Below are 19,633 nucleotides of genomic sequence, written 5' to 3'. Positions count from 1 at the left end.
GCACGCGCCCTCGCCGAGTTCAAGCCCCGGCAACCCAGGGCACACTCACGGCAGCCAGGCCCCGCTGGTGGGCCCGGCCCGACGTTCAACCGGGTGAATCGCGCCGGCCGAACGCCCAACAGGAGAATTTGCACCTTTCCATGTGCGGCATCCTGTTGAGCGGGCGGCGACTCAGGCCACCGGAACCGGCGTGCGCGTACGCGCCATCAGGGTTCGCTCTCCCAGGCCCGGGTGTAGAGATCGGCGTTCCCGAAGTTGCCCGGCTTGAACAGCACCCCGATCGGATGCCGCGTGTCGTCTGACACCATCCAGGCCAGTCCCGGCCCGACAACCGAGGCGACGTGCAGCGAGCGAAGCCCCAGCGCCCGGGCGACAGCACCCGACGTCTCGCCACCGGCGACCAGAATCCTGGTCACGCCGAGCGTGTCGACAGCCCGGGCGGCGACGGTGCCGAGCGCCGTCTCGAGCAGCGCAGCGGCACGCTCCGCGCCGAGCTCGGTCTGCGCTGCGCGCACATCAGCCGGGTCGGTCGTCGCCGTGACGAGCACAGGGTCAGCGGACGCTTCGAGCGCTTCGCCGAGGGTGCCGAGCAGAACGCCGACCGCGTCTCCGCCAGCGACGAGGTCCCGGGGATCGAGCCGCAGCACGAGGCCGCTAAATGCCGCCTCCTGTTCGCGGGTCCGCTCCGATGCACTCCCGGCGACGATGAGGCGCCGGTCGCCGACGACGGCGGGCAACGCGGGTTCGGCGGAGCGCTCGTCGAGCCGCGCGGCCAGGAGACGACCCAGGGCGGTGCCGAGGCCGGCCGCACCGGAGATCAGGCAGGTTCGACGGCGTTCGCCATCCACGAGCGCCGCCGCAATGCGGTCGAGGTCATCGTCGGTTATGGCGTCCACGAGCACATGGCGTGCGCCGTGGCCGGCAGCGACGTCGATCGCCGTGACGAGGTCCTCGGTGCCCATCCGCACCGACGGCCACGGCACCAGACCGACGGGGACGTCGGTCTGGTCGCCGAGCACCCGAACGAGGTCGGAGTCACGCATCGGGGTGAGGGGGTGGTCGCGCATCGACGATTCGGAGAGCAGCCGGTCGCCGACGAAGAGGTAACCCTGGTACTGGGTGCGCCCCACGGCGGGCGTCGCCGGGGTCCCGACCGAGCTGAGGAAGCACCCGCTCGGGGAGTGTTCCTCGATCACGGCCGCCATGGCATCCGCCACCCGGCCGATGTTGCCGTCGGCGGTCGAATCGAACGTCGAACAGTACTTCTGGTAGATCCAGTCGGACCCGGCGTCGAGAAGCCAGCGAACCGCGTCGGCAGAGTCGCTGACGGCCACCGCGACGGGTGCGGTGCGTGTTTTCTGCGCCACTACGGCGGCGTCAGCCCGCGGCGCCTCATCGGGCAGCCCAAGCAGCACGACGGTGGCGAGCCCGGCCTCGGTGAGGCCGGCGGCGAGGTCGCACGCCCCGCTGAGGTCGTCGGCGACGGCGCCAAGCGCGTAATTGCTCACAAGGCCCCGATACGCCGCGGCAGGTCGGTAGTTCGGGCTGGAATCCAGGCGTATCGCACGGGTCCATCCAATGTGCTCCGGCGAGGGATGTCAACGCGTCAACAGATCTTGACGCGTCGATTCAGCGACGATCACAATGAGGGAATGAGCACCGCGGCTCCGCCAGCGTTCCGCGACCGACAACGCGACCCGATCACGACGATCGGCGTCGACATCGGCAGCACCAACACCAAGGTGGCCCTGCTCGGGCTCTTCGAGGGGTCCCCGCGGGAGCTCGGCATCCGGTCCTTCCGCACGCCTGACGCCCCCGCCGAACTCGGAAGGGCGGTCCTCGCCGCGATCCACGGCCTGACCTCCACGCGGCCACGGTCTCCGGTCGCCGTCGGCATCGCCTCGATGGCCGAGAGCGGCGTGGTTCTCGACGACGACGCCCGCCCGGTCGGCCCGCTCGTGCGCTGGACGGCGGGCGCGTCGGCCCCCCTGTTCGACGCGATCGACGCGAACGCGCTGCGGGACCTCGCAGAGGCGACCGGCGTGCCGGCGACGCCGAAGGTTCCCCTGGCGACCTGGCACCGCCTGCAACTCGAGTAGCCTGACCGGTGGCGGATGCTCGCCCGCTGGGCCGGTGCCGCCGACTTCGTCGCCTTCGTCCTCACCGGTTCCCTCGCCACCGACCACACGCTCGCGGGCCGGACCATGGCGCACCGGCTCCCTCCGGCAGGCGGCGAGCTCGGGCAGGAGTTCGACGACGACCTGCTCGCCCTGGCCGGCCTCACCGCCGAACGGCTGCCGCGGATCCTGCGTCCGGGAGACCCGGTTGGGTCTCTCACCCCAGAGGTGGCTGAGGCCACCGGCCTGGCGCCGGGCACCCGGGTCCATATCGCCGGCCACGACCACGCCGTCGCCGCGTGGGCGGCTGGCATCCGGGAAGACGGGGACGCCGCCGACTCGCTCGGCACGACCGAGGCGCTCGTGCGCGTGTCGCGCAACCCGATCGACCGTCGTGCGGCTCTCACGGAGGGAATGAGCGTCACCCGCACGGTGACCGGCCGCCACGAGAGTCTCGTCGCCGGCGCTGCCGGCGGGGCCATGATCGCCCGCTGGATCGTCGCGCATCCGGAGAAAGACGCCGACGTGCTGTTCCGGGCGCTCGAACCGGAAGGGCCGGGCGAGGCCTTCGTGCTGCCGTACCCGCGCGGGCGCCAGACGCCGAGACCTGACCCGATGGCGCGCGACCGCCTGGTCGGCACGCCCGAAACCGCGGCCGGGCACCTCCGGGCCGTCCTCGTCGGCCTGTGCCTCCAGCTGCGCTGGATGGAGGAGACCCAGAACCAGATCCTCGGCTCGGCCCCGGCGAGGCTGACCGTCGTCGGTGGCACCGCAGCCCACAACGCCGCCTGGAACCGGTTGAAGTCCCGACTGGTCGACGGCCCGCTCGCCGTTGTCGGAGCCCATGAACCTGTCGCCTCCGGTGCTGCCCTCTTCGCCGCCGTGCAGTGCTCCGCCGCGCCCGCTGACGCTGTGCTCCCCGCCGCTCCTCTTCCGTCGCATCCGCATCGCCGGGCTGATGATCTCTACCGCGCCTTCGTCGACGCAGCGACCCAGCCCGCCCTCTCCTCGGCCGGGTCGACGCCATGACCCGGTTCACGCTCGACAGAATCGCCCGCCCCTCCGGCGCCCTCGCCATGGTCGCCATGGACCAGCGCGAGAGCCTGCGCACCATGTTCGACTCCGTGGGAGCCGGCCGACCGCCCGACCGGATCCTGATCGACTTCAAACGCAGCGTCGCGGATGTTCTGGGCCCGCTGGCATCCGGATTCCTCCTCGACCGCGAGTACGGTTTCGACGAGATTCGCGCACGGCTCGCGCCGACCGCCGGGCTGATCCTCGCCGCCGACGCGCTCACCCAGGATGCGGGCGCGCCGGTCGAGGAGACGGGCCTCGACCCTGTCGTTCTGGAGCCGGGCTTCGACCTCCGCGGCGTCGTCGCGCTCAAACTGCTGATCATCTGGCGGCGCGACACCCGGCGCGACGAGCGCGTCGAACTCGCCGGGCACTTCGTCGCCGCGGCCGCCGAGCGCGGACTGCTGTCGGTGCTTGAACCCATCGTTCGCGCCACGCGCGACGAAGCGGATGCCGGCGCCTGGGACCGCGAAGAGGCAATCCTCGAATGCGCGGAGGAACTCTCACCGGTGGGCCAGTCGCTCTACAAGGTGCAGGTGCCGCTCGCGGGCTTCGGCACGCCGGCCGAGCAACGCCACGCGAGCGTCCTGCTCGGGCGCGCCATCACCGGACCCTGGGTGGTGCTGTCGCAGGGAGTGGAGCAGCGAAATTTCCGGGCCGCGGTCGAAGCGGCCTGCCAGGGCGGTGCGAGCGGGTTCCTCGCCGGGCGTGCCCTGTGGAGCGATATCGTCGGGGAACGGGACGTGCCCGCGGCATTGCGAAAGACTGCAGTCCCGCGACTCGAGGAGTTGATCGCCGTGGTCGACCGTTACGCCCGCCCCTGGAACGAATCATGACCCGGGTCGGGCTGCTGCACACCGTCCCCGCGCTCGCTGAGACCTTCTCGACCGCCCTCCGCGAGGCGTCGCCAGACATCGAGGTCGTCGACGTCGTCGACCCGACGCTCCTCGCCCGGGCCATCGACGAAGGGGTGACCCCTGCCCTTGAGGCGTCCGTCGCCTCACGGATCGACGAACTGGCCCGGCAGGGCGCCGACGCCATCCTCGTCACCTGCTCCTCGATCGGAGAAGCGGCGGAGGCGGCATCCGCCCCGGTGCCGGTGCTCAGGGTCGATGCGCCGATGGCCGACGAGGCCGTGGCGATCGCCCGGCGCGCGGCGCGGGAGGAAGCGCGGACCGGGAGGATCGCGGTGCTCGCCACGCTCCAGGCGACGATCGGTCCGACCGGCCGCCTGCTCGAGCGCGCCGCAACCGGCTCCGACGTCACCGTCGATGTCACGGTCGTCGATGGAGCGGCTGACGCCCGCACCCGCGGCGACCAGGCCGAGCACAACCGGCTGGTGCTCGACGCGATTCTCGAGTTCGCCGACCGCGCCGACGTGATCGTCCTCGCCCAGGCATCCATGGCCGCCGCCGTCGCCGATGTGAAGGTTCCCGTGCCCGTCCTGACCTCGCCGGAAGGAGGGGTGAGGTCGCTCGTCGCGGCAGTCGCGGGCCGAACCGGGGCGCCTGGCACCCCATGAGTTCGACCGTCCTGCTCGAACGCGCCGGCCGCAGCCTGACCGTCACCACACCCGCCTACCGCCTCGAAGTCCGCGAAACCGAACCCGCCTCGGCGCCATACGCTGTGCTCTCCGATTCAGCCGGACGGGAGTGGACCGAGTTCAGCCTGCTCAGTTCTGTCCACACGGTCGCGTCGGCGGACGAGGTATTCCGTCTGGGGAATGTCACCGCCCGCCGGGCCGGCGACGCCGTCGATATCACCGCCGTTCTCTCCAGTTCGGCATGGACGCAACACGAAACCCGCGTGCGGTGCACGGCAGACCGGGTCGAACTGTCGATCGTCGTGACCGGCAGCGGACGCATCACCGAGGTCACCGTCTTCGGCGGAGTCGGGGCGATGCCCAACGGCGCGACCGGCACCTTCCGCTCGTCGATCGGATTCGCCGGGATCCTCGTCCCCGCGCCGACGGAACCGATCCAGCTCGTGCGGCCGGCCCGGTCGTCGGCTCAGCTCGGCGTCGTGGGCGACGCCGACCCGGGCCGGCTTCACGCCGTCTTCTCGCCGCCACCGCTCGCGTTCGGCCTGTCCCGCCGGGAGGCGACGGATGCCACGGACGTTCCCGACGGGGAGTGGCTGGGGCTGTGGCTTCGCGCGCCGGTTGCCGCCCTCGGCTTCGCCGCCCTCCGCTACGACCCTCTCGACTCCGGGTTCCTGCTGCGACTGGACTACGAAGGCCACACGGTCGTGGACGGCTCGTGGACGTCACCCGTCTTCGTGCTCCGCCCCGCGGCATCCGGCTGGTCGGTTCTGGAGGACTACCGGGAGGACCTGGTCACAGCCGGCGACGCATCCGCCGACGGTCCTGCGGTCGCCGCGTGGTGGAACGAACCGATCTTCTGCGGTTGGGGCGCCCAGTGCGCACGCGCCGCCCACCGCCTGCTCGGCGGGACCGCCGACCTGACCGTCGATGTGCCCGGCGAAACGGACTCCGAGGAGTCCCTGATCGCGCGGGGCGCAACCGGCTACGCCCGGGCCGATGTCTACGACGAATTCCTTGCCCGGCTCGACGCCCACGACCTTGTTCCCGGCACGATCGTGATCGACGACCGCTGGCAGGCCCACTACGGCACCGGCACGGTCGACGAGGAGCGCTGGCCCGATCTCGCCGGCTGGATCTCCGACCGCCATGCCGCCGGGCAGCGGGTGCTGCTGTGGTGGAAAGCCTGGGATCCCCAGGGTATTCCCCCCGAGGAATGTATTCGGGATGCCGGTGGTCGCGCCGTAAGCGTCGACCCCACCAACCCAAGCTACCGCGAGCGCCTCACCGCGATCGTCCGCACCCTCCTGTCGCCCGGCGGCGTGGACGCCGACGGGTTCAAGGTCGACTTCACCCAGCGCGTGCCGAGCGGCAGGACCCTGTCGGCGTTCGGCACCGAGTGGGGAATCGCCGCCCTGCACCTGCTCCTCGCCACGCTGCACAGCGCAGTACGGGCGGCGAAACCGGATGCCCTGGTGATCACCCACGCGATGCATCCGTCGTTCGCCGACGTCAGCGGCATGGTCCGCCTCAACGACGTCTCCAAGCGCGATCTCCGTGGCGAGCGGGTTCCCGTCGTCGACCAACTCGCGTTCCGGCACGCCATCGCGAGCCGTGCGCTGCCGCATCACCCGATCGACACCGACCAGTGGCCGATGCCGAACCGGGCCGAATGGCTGCGCTACGCCGACGCCCAGATCGGCAAGGGCGTTCCCGCACTCTATTACCTGGAGTCGATCGACCGCTCAGGGGAGCACATCGACTCGGCAGATCTCGCGCGGATCGCCGCAACCTGGCGGCGCTACCGGGAGGCGATCGCAGCGAGATCGACCGCACCATGATCGACGTCGCTGTCGAAGTGTTCCCCGGTGTGTTCCGCATTCGCGACACCTGCAATGTCTACCTGATCGTCACCGAGAACACCGGCGAGCGCACGGCGGTGTCGATCGACTTCGGCTCAGGGCTCGCCCTGGACTATCTGCCGGCACTCGGCATCACGCGGATCACCGACGTGCTGATGACGCATCACCACCGGGACCAGGGCCAGGGGCTGCCGCTCGCGGTGGAACACGGGGCGCGGATCCACGTGCCGCCGGTGGAGGTGGAGCTCTTCTCCCGGGTGGAGGACATGTGGCAGCGCCGACAGCTCGACAATGATTACAACGTCCGCCAGGACCGATTCTCACTGCTCGAGTCTGTCCGGGTGTCGTCGACGGTTCCCGAGTACCGGTCGGCCCAGTTCGGCGGCGTGACGCTCCGCACCGTGCCCACGCCCGGGCACACGGTCGGATCGGTGACGTACATCCTCGAGCGGAGCGGGTCGCGTGTCGGCTTCAGCGGCGATCTCATCTATGCACCCGGCAAGGTCTGGTCCCTTGCAGCGACGCAGTGGTCGTACACGGCTCACGAAGGGCCGGCGATGACGGTGCTGAGCTGCTATCTCCTCCAGGATGAGCTGCTCGACCTGGTGCTTCCGTCTCACGGCGACCCGATGAACACCCCCGACGACGCCCTGCACCTGCTCGCGGCACGCATGCAGTACCTCGTGGACTCCCGCCGATGGCATCCGTGGGATCTTGCCGACCGCCTCCGGAACCCGTTCCTGCCGGTCACAGACCATCTGCTGCTCAACCGGTCGAGCCTCTCCTGCTGCTACCTGCTGCTGTCGGACACCGGTGAGGCCCTGATCGTCGACTACGGCTATGACATGACGACCGGCCTGCCCACAGGCAGCGACCGCGCCGCCCGGCGACCGTGGCTCGCATCCTTGCCCGCGCTGAAGGCGCAGTTCGGGGTCTCCCGCATCGCCGTCGCACTCCCGACGCACTACCACGACGACCATGTCGCCGGGCTGTCGTTGCTGCGCGAGGTGGAAGGCACCGAGATCTGGGTGCCTGAGAACGTGGCGCCGGTGCTCGCCGACCCGTGGCTCCATGACCTCCCGTGTCAGTGGTACGAACCCGTTCCGGCCGACCGCATCTTGCCGCTCGGCCAGTCGTTCGCTTGGAACGAGTACATCATCACCGTGCACGACCAGCCGGGGCACACCCTGTTCGCCGCGGCGTTCGAGGTGGTCGTCGACGGCGTCACCGTGCTGTTCACCGGTGACCAGCAGGAGAACCTCGGGGTGCCAGGAGAACGCCGCGAGATCCTCAATTACCAGTACCGCAACCGCTTCCGGCTCGGCGACTATGCACAGAGCGCTGAGCTGTACCGCCGGGTGGGGCCCGGCCTTCTGCTCAGCGGGCACTGGGAGCCGCGGGTGGTCGACCCGGGCTACCTCGACTACCTCGCCTACGCCGGTGAGGACCTCGACGAGATGCATGAGGCGCTTCTGCCCCTCGACGAACTTTCCCTCGGCGCCGACGGCGTTCTCGCGCGCATCACGCCGTACCGGTCGCGCGTTGTGGTGGCGTCGGCACTGACCCTGACCGTGACCGTGCGGAATCCGCACAGGACGGCGGCCGAAACGGTCCTGCACCCGGTGCTCCCGACCGGCTGGAGCACGCCGACGCCGGAGGTCCGGTTCTTTCTGGATGCCGGCGAGGAGCGCGAGGTCACAATCGTCGTCCGCTGCGGTTCAACGGCTGTGCGGAGAGCGCGGGTGAGCGTCGACGTCACGATCGGTTCGCTTCGCCTCGGCCAGCATGCCGAGGCGCTCGTCGACGCCCTCGAGCAGCCCGCCCCGAACCCCATTGACCCGCTTCGAACCGGCCCCTAGGATCGTATGGGAACGATCCCACAACGCGACATTCGACCCGATCGAAGGAGCATGATCACGTCGAACCGTCTCCCGGTGCTCGCCCTCGACATCGGCGGAACCAAACTGGCCGTCGCCGTCGTGACCGACGACGCCCAGTGCCACGGGCTCCTGGTCGAACCCACGCGGCGCGACGAGGGCCCCGGCCCGATCCTCGACCGGCTCTTCGCGATGGGCCAGGCTGCCATCGACACCGCCGGCCCCGTCGCCGGTGTGGGGATCTCGTGTGGCGGCCCGCTTCGCCGCGCCGACGGCATCCTCACCGGACCGCTCCACCTGCCGGGGTGGGTGGACATCCCGATCGTGGCGATGGCGGAGGAGCGGTTCGGTGTGCCGGCCACGCTCGAGAACGATGCGACGGCCGCCGCGCTCGGCGAGTACCGATACGGCGCCGGTCGGAGCACGTCGACGATGGTGTACCTGACCCTCTCGACCGGGATCGGCGGCGGAGCGGTCATTCGTGGTCAGCTGCACCGGGGCGCCGCCGACAACGGCGGGGAGTTCGGCCACATCCTCGTCCGGAGCGGCGGACGGCGCTGTCTGTGCGGCCGACTCGGCTGCCTGGAGATCTATGCGTCGGGAAGTTCGATCGCGGAGCGTGCGCGTGAAGCCGTCGCCGAACGCGGCGACACATCGTCCCTCGCCGGGATCGAAGACCTGCGGGCCGAACATGTGTCCGCCGCGGCGGAAGCAGGCGACCCGCTCGCGGTCGACCTGTGGACCGAAACCACCGACCTCCTGGCCAGCGGCATCACCGACCTCGTCAACATCCTCGAACCCGACCTCGTCGTGCTGGGAGGCGGGGTGACCCGGGCGGGTTCCCTGCTGCTCGACCCGCTCCGCCGCGACGTTCTCCGCGACGCGATGCCGCCGGCCGCTGCCGCCGTGCGGATCGAGTTCGCCGAGCTCGGCGACGTCGTCTGCGTGGTGGGAGCCGCCGCGTCGGCGTTCGACTTCCTCGATTCGCTGGCGACGGCATCCGCGAGGGAGAGCGCCCGTGCCTGACCGGATCCGCGCCCAGCTCGACAGCCACGTCGAGGTCGCCCGTGCCCTGGAGCCCCTGCTGCCCGAACTGCGACGGGTCGGCGACCTGCTCATCGCGGCGTTCGGCCGGCGGAACATCCTCTATACCTTCGGCAACGGTGGCAGCGCTGCCGACGCGCAGCATCTCACCGGTGAGATCATCGGCCACTACGTCCGCGTCCGCCGCCCGCTCGGCGCGGTGACCCTCAGCACGGATCCGAGCGCCCTGACCTGCATCGCCAACGACTTCGACTTCAGCGAGGTGTTCGCGCGCCAGGTCGAGGCGCTCGTCCGGCCCGGCGACGTGGTGGCGGCCTTCACCACGAGCGGGACGTCGCCGAATGTCGTGGCCGGGCTGAAGAGCGCCCGGTCCAGCGGGGCCACCACCGTGCTGTTCGGCGGCGGCGACGGAGGCCGGGCGCGGGAGTTCGCCGACCACGCCCTCCTCGTTCCCTCGACGAGCACTCCGCGCATCCAGGAGGCACACACGTTTCTGCTCCATGCGATCTCAGAAATGGTGGATGCCTGGGCCGGAGGCGAGAAGGAGCCGGCGTGAGCGACGCAGCACCCATCTCCAACGAGCTGCCGCAGACGGACTCTCTGGATGCGCCCGCCCGCCCGGCGGCGACACCACACCGTACCCTCCACATGATCGGCAACGCCCACCTCGACCCGGTCTGGCTGTGGCCCTGGCAGGAGGGCTACCAGGAAGCCCGCGCCACGTTCTGGTCGGCGATCGAGCGGATGAACGAGTACCCCGACTTCATCTTCACCTGCGACCAGGTGGCGTTGCTCTCGTGGGTGGAGGAATCCGACCCTGCCCTGTTCGAGCGGATCCGCCGCCGCGTCGCCGAGGGCCGCTGGGTCAACACCGGTGGCTGGTGGGTGGAGCCGGACTGCAACATGCCGATGGGGGAGAGCTTCGTACGCCAGGGCCTGTACGGGCAGCGTTTTCTGCGCTCGCGCTTCGGCCGGATCGCGACAGTCGGCATGAACGTCGACCCGTTCGGTCACAACGTGATGCTGCCCCAGATCCTCCGCGGGCAGGGCATGGACTCGTATGTCTTCCTGCGGCCGGGCCCACATGAGAGCACGTTCGACGACACCCTGTTCTGGTGGGAGTCCCCCGACGGCAGCCGCGTGCTCGCCTACCGGATCCCCTACGAGTACGGCAGCCCTCCCGACGCGATCGACGGACAGGCCGACAAGGCGCTCGGCGCCCTGGACCGGAGCATCGGCGACGCGATGATCTTCTACGGCGTCGGCAACCACGGCGGCGGGCCCACCAAAGCGAACATCGAGTCGATCCACCGCTACGACCGCATGGGCTCGTTCGGCCGGATGATCATGTCGTCGCCGCGCACCTACTTCGATGAGATCCTGGCCGACACCGAGCGCCTGGAGCGCCTGCCCGTGCGCCGCGACGACCTGCAGCATCACGCCCCCGGCTGCTACTCCGCCCACTCCGGCATCAAGGCCTGGCAGAAGCGCGCCCAGTATGCGCTGCTCTCCGCGGAACGGTGGGCTGCGATCGTGGCGGTTCGCGACGACGTCGACTATCCGCGCGTGCAACTCGAACGGGCGTGGAAGCAGGTGCTGTTCAACCAGTTCCACGACGTCCTGCCGGGCTCGGCCATCGACTCCGCCTACACGGATGCCCGTGACCAGCTGGGCGAGGCGGTCGCGGTCTCGAAGCGCATCCTCGTGCGCTCGCACAACGTTCTCGCCCGGCAGGTCGCCATCCCATTCGAAGAGGAATCCCAGCCTGTGCTGGTCTTCAACCAGCATCCGTGGCCGGTGACCACCGATGTGAACCTGAATTATGGGTCGCAGAAGATGGGCGTGCATGTCGTCGATGACGACGGAAGGGCGGTGCTCTTCCAGCACACCCAGCCCAGCGCCACGACCGGAGACCGCAGCCGCGGAGCCGTCGTCTTCCGTGCTGAGGTCCCCGCGCTGGGCTACCGGCTGTACCGGCTGCGACCGGGCGAGTTGCCCGTCGAGCCGTCGTCGGGTTCTTTGACGGTGAGCGACCGGGTGCTCGAGAACGACCTCGTCCGGATCGAGATCGACGCGGCATCCGGCTGGATCTCGAGCTACCTCGACAAGGCGACAGGGATCGACGTCATGCGCGACGTCGACGGCTCGACACACACACAGATCTGCCAGGACCCGACAGACACCTGGGGTCACCGCGTGCTCTCGTACGCCTGGCCGGGCGCGCCGATGTCGACGACGCGGATCATCGTTCGCGAGACCGGGCCGTTGCGGTCGCGCCTGCGGATCGAGCGGGCGTGGGGCGCGTCAACGCTGATCGAGGAGTTTCTGCTCGACCGGGATTCGGCGTCGCTGCGTATCGATGTGTCGCTGGACTGGCGGGAGCGGGCCCACCTGCTCAAACTCCGCTTCCCCACCCGGCTCGAGGCACCGGAGGCGACATACGATGTGCCGTTCGGCACGGTGCGCCGGCCTGTCGATGGCTCCGAAGAGCCCGCCCAGTCCTGGGTGGACCTCACCGGCATCGTCGGCGGTCGTCCGGCGGGACTGACCGTGGTCACGACGAACAAGCATGGTTTCGACGCATCCGGCGGCGCGCAGCCGAGCATCGGCGTGACCGCCGTGCGCAGCCCGGTGTATTCATGGCACGACCCGAGGCTCCTCCAGAATGACGGCATCTACAGCTACCAGGATCAGGGGATGCAGCGCTTCAGCGTCGAACTCGTCCCCCATGCCGGCGACTGGCGGAATGCCGACCCCGACCGACGCGCCATCGTGCTCGGTTCTCCGGTGCGCGCGATGCTCGAGTCCTCCCACGGCGGCATCCTGCCCGCCCGGCACTCGTTTGTCTCAGACGCGGCGGGCCAGGTGAGGGTCACGGCGGTGAAAGGCAGCGAGGATGCCGTCGACTCGGCCGGCAGCGGAACCACCGACCTTCTCGTGCGGGCCGTCGAAAGCCGGGGCGAGCCCGCGATCGCCCGGATCGACCTGCCCGTCGTCGGGCGCGTGCTTGAGGAAGCGTTCGGCCCGAACCAGGTGCGGACCTTCCGGGTGCCGCGCGACCCCGGCCTTCCCGTCGTCGAGGTCGACCTGATCGAAGAGCCGCTCACCGTCGGGGCGCCGGCGCCGGCGGCGAGCCCGGAGTCGGGCGCGACCGAACCGGTCGAGCCGCTGCCGGAGCCGGGGGCGGAGGACCGCCGGAGCAGCACAGCGGTGCGCCCGATGGTCGACTAGCGCCTCCCTCACGCCGATCGACGGAAGGCATGCTGGCGAGTTCACGCGGTTCGGCCAAGATCACCCGGTGCGCGGGGTGTCTTGGTCCGAAGGAAGTGAATCGGCGACGGGTCAGCGCCCGACGACCGGGTTGCCGACCGGTGGAGTCGGCGGGGCGTGCGGGTTCTCCGGCGGAACGGGCGCGACGGCGTGCAGCGGCGGGACCCTCGGGACGCGTGGGCCATCGCCGACCGCGGAGATCCGGACCCGGGTGTAGTCAGTCGGCTCCGATGCGACCCCGCGCGCACCGGCATCCGATTGGGCAGAGCGGCGAAGTGCCACCGCCGACATGGCGACTGCTGCGGTCGACGTCGCCACCGACGCTCCGGCGAGAATCCAGCCGACCACGACGAGACCTCCCCGGTCGCGCACAGGCGCCCTTCGACTCTTCATGGTTCTTCCTCCTCGGCACGGCACACTCACGGCCCACGTTGCACGCTAAGTCGCTTTGTCGAGCGAGAACAGGGGTTGACATGGGAACGATCCCAGATGAGGCTGCGAGCAGCCCGTTCCCTCCACACCTCCGTCCCATAACGGTTGAGACACGGTCCGGGGCACAGACGTTAGCAACCCCTTGTTTGAGGCAGGGTGCTGCGTTAGCTTGCACCCTGTGTGGAAAGGATTCCAGCTTCTCGGGGAACCTCGTTCACATCACGTCGGCGATGACGCCGAGTTGATCTCTGATCGAAGGGAAGACAGATGAAAACGAGGCAGAACGTGCTTCTCGCCTTCACAGCGACGGCCTCCGTCCTCGCCCTCACCGCCTGTGGCGGCGGAGGGGGAACAACGGAGGACACATCGTTCAGTGACAGCCCGACGGGGGCTCTCTCGGCCTGGGGGTTCAACGACCCCGATGAGGTCGGTCAGTCGCGGCTCGATCATGCCGAGGAAGTGTTGAGCGACATCGAAATCAAGATCGACCAGACGGCGTTCGATGCCCAAAAGTTCACGACACGCGTCGCCAGTGGCAACGTTCCGGATGTCGTGCAGATGGACCGACAGTATGTTGGCACCTACGCCGCCCAAGGGCTCATCTTGCCCCTCGACGAGTGCTTCGCCGCCCATGGCGTCGACCCGGACGAGCAGTATTACCCCTCGGTCATGGACGATGTCACCTGGGATGACAACGTGTGGGCCGTTCCGCAGTTCTACCAGCCACCCGCGATCATGCTCAACACGCGCGTCATGGATGCCGCCGGCGTGACAGCCGACCAGATCGACACGTCAAAGCCTGACGTGCTCCTTGACGCTGTTGCGAAGATGTACAAGGAATCGGGGGGCAACCCGAGTGTGATCGGCTTCGAGTCGCAGGGCGTCGACCAGGCCGGGCTGTGGATGCTCGGCTACGGCGGGCGGCTGATGGACGAGGACGGTGTTCCCGCCCTCGATGACCCGAAGAACGCCGAGGCCGTCAACTTCCTCAAGCAACTCTTTGATGCCCAGGGCGGATACGCGAAGTACAAGAGCTTCACTGATTCATTCGACACCTTCGGTGATGCGAACCCCTACGTGGCCGACCAGTTGGGCGCATGGATCAGACAGCAATGGTACGTCAACGTGCTGACGCCGTACGTCGACCAGGTCAGCATCGAAACGGTCCCCTTTAAGAACATGGAGGGTGAACCGTTCACTGTTTCGACTGCAACATCGTTCGTCATCCCCGCCGGAGCGAAAAATGCGGATGCCGGCTGCGCGTGGGCGATGAACCTCACGTCGCAAGACGCCTGGATGGCAGCGGGCGAAGCCCGTGCAAAGACCATCGCTGACACCCCCGGAGCCATCAATACCGGCCTCTTCACCGGGTCGCCTGCTGCCGACGAGGCAATCCGCGAAAAGTTCGTGAAGGAAAGCGGAAACGCCGGCTTCGACCAGTCGATCGCCACGTTCTACGACATCGTCGGTGAAGGGCAGTCCTTCGGCGCCTCTCCAGCCGGGCAAGAGATCCAGACGGAACTGAAGAACGCTGTCACGTCGACACTCCTCGGTGACAAGTCGGCCGAGGACGCTCTGGCCGACGCCCAGGAGGCAGCGATGCGAGCCTACGACTCCGCTGTGAAGAAGTAACGTCCACTCACACACAGAGGCGGGCGGTCCCTTCGGGGGCCGCCCGTTCTCGTGCGGGCCGGCGGATGGCATCCGAACGCCCGGTCACGGCCCCGGTCATCCACTCCGGACCCAGGCATCCGGCGCACCGGATGACCCCGACCGCAACGGATGACCCCGCCCCGGATGCCGCCCGCTCGGCCGCCGCCAGCGGCATCCGCCCGCCACTTCACCCAGTCCGGACCAAAACACCCGGCGCACCGCGTGAAACCGAGCGGAACGAGTGAAACCGCGACGAGCGCACGCGGCGTGGTCATCCACTCCGGACCCAGTCACCCGGAGCACCGGATGACCCCGACCGCAACGGATGACCACGCCCCGGATGCCGCCCGCCCAGCCGCCGCCAGCGGCATCCGCCCACCACTTCACCCAGTCCGGACCAAAACACCCGGCGCACCGCGTGAAACCGACCGGAACGAGTGAGGCCGCGGCACCCGAGCCGTCACACGGCAGGCGAAATCAGCCCTTCCGGCCCTGCGTCGCCACTCCCTCGATGAAGTAGCGCTGACCGAAGGCGAAGATCAGCAGCATCGGAAGCGTGATGATCAGCGACGCAACCATCACGTACTGGTAGTCGCCGTGGCCACCCGCCGTCGGGCTGTACTTCGTCATCGCGTAGGCGATGCCCAGCGGGGCCGTGAACCCCTCGATGGTGCCTGCGTTGAGGTAGATCAGCGATGCCTGCAGATTGTTCCAGCTGGCCTGGAACTCGAACACGAACACGATGATGAAGGACGGAATCGACAGTGGCATCGCGATCCGGCGGAACAGACCCCAGTAGCTCGCCCCGTCGATGCGTGCAGCCTCGAACAGCTCCCGCGGCAGCCCCAGGAAGAACTGACGCTGAAGGAAGATGTAGAACGCCGACCCGAACAGGTTCGCACCCCACAGGGGAACCCACGTGCCCAGGAGCCCCAGTTCCTTCCAGATCAGGTACTGCGGGAGCATCGTGACGGCACCCGGAAGCATCATCGTCGCGAGGACGAGACCGAACAGCAGGTTGCGGGCCGGGAACTTGAAGTAGGCGAACCCGAACGCGACGACCGAACTCGACAACGCCACCGCGAACGCCGCGAGAAGCGCGATCGCGATGCTGTTGAACATCCAGTTGAGCAGCGGCAGCTGATTCCAGACCTCGACGTAGTTCTCGGGCACCCACGTCTTTGGGATGAGCGCGTTGTCGAAGACCTGCCCGCGCGGCTTGAGGCTCGCCGCGAGCAGCCACAGGAACGGATACATGAAGAGGAAGGCGAAGAAGATGAGTGCGACCCACAAGGCGACCTTGCCGAAGGCCCTCTTTGGCCGGTACCAGCGGTCGGGTTTGCGTGATGGCAGCTTCTCGCGCGGAGGCGGTCCGGTTACCGACTGTTCGCCGATCACCTGACCCTTCAGGCGGATGGCCTCAGGCGAGGACTCAGTGACACTCATCAGCGATCATCCCCTTCGTAGTACACGAATCTGTTGCCGAACTTCATCTGGACGAAGGTGATCGCCATGATGATCATGAAGAGCAGCCACGCCATTGCAGCGGCGAAGCCGAAGTTGAATTGACGGAACGCCTGCTGGAACAGATACACGGCGTAGAACAGCGACGACTCCGGCGACGCGTTCGATTGGTCACGCCAGAACAGCAGGTAGGCCTGGTCGAACACCTGCAACGCGGCGATGGTGAGAACGATCACGTTGAAGAACAGCGCACTCGAGATCATCGGGATGGTGATGCTGAAGAACTGCCGGACGGGGCCGGCACCGTCGAGCGCAGCGACCTCGTACATGTCGCGCGGGACGTTCTTGAGCGCGGCGAGGAAGATCACCATCGTTCCGCTCACGGTCCACAGGGTCATCAGCACGATCGACGGCTTCACCCAGAAGGGATCCACCAACCACTGCGGTCCCTGAATCCCGAACAGTTCGAGGCCTCTGTTGATGGCCCCGGAATTCCCGTTCAAGAGCAGAAGAAAGACGGATGCCGTCGCGACAGTCGGCGTCATCTTCGGCAGATAGTAGACGGTGCGGAAGAAGCCGGCGCCTCGTCCGACCCGCGCGAGCAGCATGGCGAGGAACAGGGCGAAGGCGCATTCGAGCGGAACCGCCAGGAGCGCGTACACGAGCGTGTTCGTCAGCGAGAGAGCAACTTTGGGGTCCTCGAAGAGTTGCTGATAGTTAGCGAAACCCACCGGTGTGGCGGTGTTCGTTGCCAGGTTGTAGTCGCTGAACGAGATCACGAGGCTGTACACCATCGCGCCGAGGGTGAACACGAGGAAGCCGACGATCCACGGTGCGATGAAGAGGTAACCGGCGATGGTTTCACGCCGGTTGTACTTCGACCTGTGAACCGCCCTCCGCTTCTCGCGTTTCGTCAGGGGAGCGGCCGAGGGGTCGCGCCCCACCTTCGTCGTCATCGACGGACCCCGGGCGGAGAGCCCAGTTTACGAACGTCACTCTTCATCGCCATCCCCTTGAGAGGTCAGCTTCACCCGAAGCTGAGGGCCAAGTCTGTGGCATCGTTGCCACACGAGAGGACTATAAAGCCGAAGACAGAGACCCGCAAGACCGTTTGCGATAGCGGGTGACCGGCTATTATGCCCGATTCCGCCGCGCTAGTCTTGAGCCGGTCGATCGGACGATCCTGCCCGGCTCGGCTCTTCTGTCCGAGAGGCACCGTCATGGCTGAACCCGCGCTGGGGGCGACCGCACGGCGGGCGACCCTCAAGGACGTGGCGCACGCAGCCGGGGTGTCACAGTCCACGACGTCCCGGGCGATGAGCGGTGAAGGGTACGTCGCCGAAGCCGTGCGTCAACGGGTCCTCGCGGCCGCGGACGAACTCGGCTACGTTCCCCACGCCATGGCGCGGAGCCTCCGCAAGCAGGTGAACCGCTCCATCGGGGTCCTTGTCTCGGATCTGCGGAATACCTTTTACGCCGACCTCGCCGCCGGCATCGCCAGCCGGGCACGGAGCCAGGGCTACACGATGATGCTCGTCGACGACGAGGGCCTGCCCGACGTCGAACAGGGCGCCGCCGAGGCGTTCGTGGCCACCCGGGCGGCCGGCGTGATCGTCACCCCGCTGTCGGCGGCGGTCTCCACGTACCTGCTCAAACAGAACATCCCGGTCGTCGAAGTCGACCGCCAGTTCTCGGCGGGCCGCTGCGACGGGGTCATCATCGACAACGCAGAGATCGCGAAGCGGATGACCGACCACCTCGTCGACCTCGGCCACAGCCGCATCGCCCTGCTCATCGACGAGACGAACTGGACGACGGGAGGGGAGCGTCTCGCCGGATACCGGCGCTCACTCCGTGAATCCGGGATCGCTGCCGACCCGAGCCTGGTCGTCTCGGCCGGCTGGGGAGTCGACGACGCCCGCCAGGCCACCGTCGACATGCTGGCGCGGCGTGATCACCCGACAGCGGTCTTCGCGGCGAACAACGTGCTGGCCGAAGGGGTGTGGCGCGCGGCAAGCGACCTCGGCCTGCGGATCCCCGACGACCTCAGCATCGTGTCGTTCGACGACACCCAGTGGATGAGCATGGTGACGCCGGGCATCACCGCGGTGTCACAGGATGCTGTCGCCCTCGGCGGCACCGCGATGGACCGGCTGCTCGAACGTATCGAGAATCCCGACGCCGACGCTGTCACCGTCGTGCTGGACTCCCAGATCCGCCCGCGCGGCTCAACCTCCGGCCCGCGCCGGCTCTGATGCGGACCTAGCGGTGGTCGCCAGGCCCGACCGCAGCTCGCCGGCCGTGAGCACCCGGGCAAGCGACCGGGTGCGCGCCGACTCGTAGGCGGCAAGGATGATTCCGAGCACCGCGATGCCCTCCTCCCAGGAGTGCATGGGGCGGATGCCGGAACGCACGCACTCGGCGAAGTGCGCGATCTCCGCCGCGAATTCGTGCACCGGCGCGAATTCGACCGTCACCGGCTCGGATCCGCGGATCGTGTAGTCCAGCCGGGTGCCGTCGCTGTGCAGCGAGCCGAGTTCGCCGACCACCGAGAACCGCTCCGTGTTGGTCGTGGACTGGAACGCCCAGCTCGTGGAGATGCTGCCGAGGGCCCCGTTGTCGAAGCGCACGAGCACCTGCGCGCTGTCTTCGCCTTCCATGAAGCGCAGACGGTGGGTGCTGAGCATGGCGGTCACGTCCACCGGTGTGCCGCCGGCCAGGTACATCAGCAGGTAGCTCGGGTGGTACCCGGTGTCGATCAGCTCGCCGCCGCCGCTGGTCCTCGCGTTCGCGCGCCATCCCATGCTCTCGGCGGTGAAATCGCTGTAGAAGCAGTCGGTCGTGCGCACGTCGTAGACGCGGCCGAGCTGCCCCGAGTCGATCAGCTCCTTCGCCGCGGCGACGGCGGGGAGGAATAACTGGTTGTGGGCGCACATTACCGTGATGCCGGATGCCTCGACCGCCGCCGCCACGTCGGCCGCTTCGCCGGCGTCCAGGCATAGCGGTTTCTCGCACAGGACGTGTTTGCCGGCGGCCGCCGCCGCGAGGATGGCGTCGCGGTGCAGGTGGTGGGGCAGGCAGATGTCGACGGCGTCGATGTCTGCCTCGGAGAGCATCCGGGCGTAGTCGTCGAAGAGCGCAGCATCCGTGCCCTCCGCCCGTTTCAGAGCGTTCTGCCGCACGGGGTCGGCGACGGCGCTGAAGGTGACGGTGTCGGGGTTGCGGCGGTAGCCGGCGACGTGGGCGCCGGCGATGCCGCCGGCACCGATGAGGCCGATGCGTACGGGCGGAAGGGGCATG

The 19,633-nt window shown here is 68.5% G+C and carries 17 protein-coding genes; 12 read left to right on the top strand and 5 right to left on the bottom strand.

The genetic code is table 11. The features are described 5' to 3' along the window. Positions 1-206 precede the first annotated feature (206 nt). The gene (gene otnK, locus ABIE24_RS06035) at positions 207-1,508 is read right to left on the bottom strand and encodes a 3-oxo-tetronate kinase (protein ID WP_354497754.1); all 1,302 of its coding nucleotides are present in this window, start codon (positions 1,506-1,508) and stop codon (positions 207-209) included. Positions 1,509-1,652: 144 nt separating this feature from the next. Between otnK and ABIE24_RS06030 the strand changes: the two genes are divergently transcribed. The 9 genes from ABIE24_RS06030 to ABIE24_RS05990 are packed head-to-tail and all read left to right on the top strand — an operon-like array spanning position 1,653 to position 12,745. Next, complete coding sequence (locus ABIE24_RS06030; RefSeq protein ID WP_354497752.1) at positions 1,653-2,099, top strand: hypothetical protein; 447 nt, start codon at positions 1,653-1,655, stop codon at positions 2,097-2,099. 15 nt (positions 2,100-2,114) lie between these two features. Next, entirely contained in the window at positions 2,115-3,146 is a 1,032-nt protein-coding gene (locus tag ABIE24_RS06025) for an FGGY-family carbohydrate kinase (RefSeq protein WP_354497750.1), read from the top strand. Next, positions 3,143-4,027: a hypothetical protein gene (locus ABIE24_RS06020; protein ID WP_354497748.1), complete on the top strand. Its 885-nt coding sequence runs from the start codon at positions 3,143-3,145 to the stop codon at positions 4,025-4,027. Before ABIE24_RS06025 ends, ABIE24_RS06020 begins: the two co-directional genes overlap by 4 nt. After that, positions 4,024-4,713, top strand: a complete 690-nt coding sequence (locus ABIE24_RS06015) for an aspartate/glutamate racemase family protein (RefSeq protein WP_354497746.1) — start codon at positions 4,024-4,026, stop codon at positions 4,711-4,713. Before ABIE24_RS06020 ends, ABIE24_RS06015 begins: the two co-directional genes overlap by 4 nt. After that, positions 4,710-6,572 carry an alpha-amylase family protein gene (locus ABIE24_RS06010; RefSeq protein ID WP_354497744.1) on the top strand — a complete coding sequence of 621 codons (1,863 nt, stop codon included), beginning with the start codon at positions 4,710-4,712 and terminating at the stop codon, positions 6,570-6,572. The genes ABIE24_RS06015 and ABIE24_RS06010 overlap by 4 nt, the downstream gene beginning before the upstream one ends. After that, a complete protein-coding gene (locus ABIE24_RS06005) occupies positions 6,569-8,452 on the top strand; it encodes an MBL fold metallo-hydrolase (RefSeq protein ID WP_354497742.1) in 1,884 nt (627 codons plus the stop codon). Before ABIE24_RS06010 ends, ABIE24_RS06005 begins: the two co-directional genes overlap by 4 nt. 51 nt (positions 8,453-8,503) lie before the next feature. Next, positions 8,504-9,496 (top strand): ROK family protein, encoded by a 993-nt coding sequence (locus ABIE24_RS06000; RefSeq protein ID WP_354497740.1) that lies wholly within the window; start codon positions 8,504-8,506, stop codon positions 9,494-9,496. Further along, positions 9,489-10,070, top strand: a complete 582-nt coding sequence (locus tag ABIE24_RS05995; RefSeq protein WP_354497738.1) for a D-sedoheptulose-7-phosphate isomerase — start codon at positions 9,489-9,491, stop codon at positions 10,068-10,070. The genes ABIE24_RS06000 and ABIE24_RS05995 overlap by 8 nt, the downstream gene beginning before the upstream one ends. Continuing rightward, positions 10,067-12,745 (top strand): alpha-mannosidase, encoded by a 2,679-nt coding sequence (locus ABIE24_RS05990; protein ID WP_354497736.1) that lies wholly within the window; start codon positions 10,067-10,069, stop codon positions 12,743-12,745. Before ABIE24_RS05995 ends, ABIE24_RS05990 begins: the two co-directional genes overlap by 4 nt. Positions 12,746-12,856: 111 nt before the next feature. On the opposite strand, the gene ABIE24_RS05985 is transcribed toward ABIE24_RS05990, so the two are convergent. Continuing rightward, positions 12,857-13,177, bottom strand: coding sequence for a hypothetical protein (locus ABIE24_RS05985; protein ID WP_354497734.1), 321 nt, complete (start codon positions 13,175-13,177; stop codon positions 12,857-12,859). A 306-nt stretch (positions 13,178-13,483) separates the two neighbouring features. Between ABIE24_RS05985 and ABIE24_RS05980 the strand changes: the two genes are divergently transcribed. Continuing rightward, the gene (locus ABIE24_RS05980) at positions 13,484-14,848 is read left to right on the top strand and encodes an ABC transporter substrate-binding protein (protein WP_354497732.1); all 1,365 of its coding nucleotides are present in this window, start codon (positions 13,484-13,486) and stop codon (positions 14,846-14,848) included. Positions 14,849-14,913: 65 nt separating this feature from the next. Continuing rightward, positions 14,914-15,114 (top strand): hypothetical protein, encoded by a 201-nt coding sequence (locus ABIE24_RS05975; RefSeq protein WP_354497730.1) that lies wholly within the window; start codon positions 14,914-14,916, stop codon positions 15,112-15,114. A 232-nt stretch (positions 15,115-15,346) separates the two neighbouring features. Here the strand turns inward: ABIE24_RS05975 and ABIE24_RS05970 are convergent, their stop codons facing one another. Then, a complete protein-coding gene (locus tag ABIE24_RS05970) occupies positions 15,347-16,315 on the bottom strand; it encodes a carbohydrate ABC transporter permease (protein WP_354497729.1) in 969 nt (322 codons plus the stop codon). Further along, the gene (locus tag ABIE24_RS05965) at positions 16,315-17,289 is read right to left on the bottom strand and encodes a carbohydrate ABC transporter permease (protein WP_354497727.1); all 975 of its coding nucleotides are present in this window, start codon (positions 17,287-17,289) and stop codon (positions 16,315-16,317) included. Before ABIE24_RS05965 ends, ABIE24_RS05970 begins: the two co-directional genes overlap by 1 nt. 264 nt (positions 17,290-17,553) lie before the next feature. On the opposite strand from ABIE24_RS05965, the gene ABIE24_RS05960 reads away from it, so the two are divergent. Then, positions 17,554-18,588 (top strand): LacI family DNA-binding transcriptional regulator, encoded by a 1,035-nt coding sequence (locus ABIE24_RS05960; protein WP_354497725.1) that lies wholly within the window; start codon positions 17,554-17,556, stop codon positions 18,586-18,588. Here the strand turns inward: ABIE24_RS05960 and ABIE24_RS05955 are convergent. Beyond that, positions 18,562-19,632 (bottom strand): Gfo/Idh/MocA family protein, encoded by a 1,071-nt coding sequence (locus ABIE24_RS05955; RefSeq protein WP_354497723.1) that lies wholly within the window; start codon positions 19,630-19,632, stop codon positions 18,562-18,564. The two genes, ABIE24_RS05960 and ABIE24_RS05955, sit on opposite strands and share 27 nt — an antisense overlap. Position 19,633 lies beyond the last annotated feature (1 nt).

It is taken from the genome of Mycetocola sp. 2940, from assembly GCF_040548835.1.
Lineage (GTDB): Bacteria > Actinomycetota > Actinomycetes > Actinomycetales > Microbacteriaceae > Mycetocola_A.
The sequence above is the reverse complement of the archived record's forward strand: the minus strand, read 5'-3'. Positions and strand labels throughout refer to the sequence as shown.

Coding starts and splice junctions, on each gene's coding strand:
- ABIE24_RS05960 (WP_354497725.1), top strand. CDS start 17,554: ATGGCTGAACCCGCGCTGGGGGCGACCGCACGGCGGGCGACCCTCAAG.
- ABIE24_RS06010 (WP_354497744.1), top strand. CDS start 4,710: ATGAGTTCGACCGTCCTGCTCGAACGCGCCGGCCGCAGCCTGACCGTC.
- ABIE24_RS06020 (WP_354497748.1), top strand. CDS start 3,143: ATGACCCGGTTCACGCTCGACAGAATCGCCCGCCCCTCCGGCGCCCTC.
- ABIE24_RS05975 (WP_354497730.1), top strand. CDS start 14,914: ATGGCATCCGAACGCCCGGTCACGGCCCCGGTCATCCACTCCGGACCC.
- ABIE24_RS06015 (WP_354497746.1), top strand. CDS start 4,024: ATGACCCGGGTCGGGCTGCTGCACACCGTCCCCGCGCTCGCTGAGACC.
- ABIE24_RS06005 (WP_354497742.1), top strand. CDS start 6,569: ATGATCGACGTCGCTGTCGAAGTGTTCCCCGGTGTGTTCCGCATTCGC.
- ABIE24_RS06030 (WP_354497752.1), top strand. CDS start 1,653: ATGAGCACCGCGGCTCCGCCAGCGTTCCGCGACCGACAACGCGACCCG.
- ABIE24_RS05985 (WP_354497734.1), bottom strand. CDS start 13,177: ATGAAGAGTCGAAGGGCGCCTGTGCGCGACCGGGGAGGTCTCGTCGTG.
- ABIE24_RS06000 (WP_354497740.1), top strand. CDS start 8,504: ATGATCACGTCGAACCGTCTCCCGGTGCTCGCCCTCGACATCGGCGGA.
- ABIE24_RS05970 (WP_354497729.1), bottom strand. CDS start 16,315: ATGAGTGTCACTGAGTCCTCGCCTGAGGCCATCCGCCTGAAGGGTCAG.
- ABIE24_RS05955 (WP_354497723.1), bottom strand. CDS start 19,632: ATGCCCCTTCCGCCCGTACGCATCGGCCTCATCGGTGCCGGCGGCATC.
- ABIE24_RS05980 (WP_354497732.1), top strand. CDS start 13,484: ATGAAAACGAGGCAGAACGTGCTTCTCGCCTTCACAGCGACGGCCTCC.
- ABIE24_RS05965 (WP_354497727.1), bottom strand. CDS start 17,289: ATGACGACGAAGGTGGGGCGCGACCCCTCGGCCGCTCCCCTGACGAAA.
- ABIE24_RS06025 (WP_354497750.1), top strand. CDS start 2,115: ATGCTCGCCCGCTGGGCCGGTGCCGCCGACTTCGTCGCCTTCGTCCTC.